This is a genomic window from Faecalibacterium sp. DFI.5.82 (assembly GCF_029076575.1).
Classification (GTDB): Bacteria; Bacillota; Clostridia; order Oscillospirales; family Ruminococcaceae; genus Faecalibacterium; species Faecalibacterium duncaniae.
This window is the reverse complement of sequence record NZ_JARFIS010001068.1, coordinates 1-290: the sequence shown is the minus strand read 5'-3', so window position 1 is coordinate 290 and position 290 is coordinate 1. Positions and strand designations below refer to the sequence as shown.

The window sequence follows — 290 nt, the reverse complement described above, 5'->3', positions numbered from 1 at the left end:
GTGGCTTTCCAGAAAGTAAATGTCCGATGTTTCCAAGGACATGGTAACACCATCGTATTCGATCGTGAAATGTTTGGAGTTCAGTTCATGAAGGACGGCATCCATTGCCGCAGCGAACAGTGTCTGATCCAAAGGTTTGACAAGGTAGCGGAATGCAACGCCATATCCCTGCACAGCGTACTCATGCCGATTCGTGACAAATACCACCAAAGGATGCTTCTCCATTTGGATCAAAGACTGCGCCAACTGAAAACCGTTGGATGGCATCTCGATATCGAGCAGCAGCAAAT

At 47.6% G+C, this 290-nt stretch carries 1 pseudogene; it reads right to left on the bottom strand.

The annotated features are described in order from the left end of the window. A pseudogene (locus tag P0G09_RS20175) lies at nucleotides 1–290 on the bottom strand (DNA-binding response regulator); the annotation flags it as partial.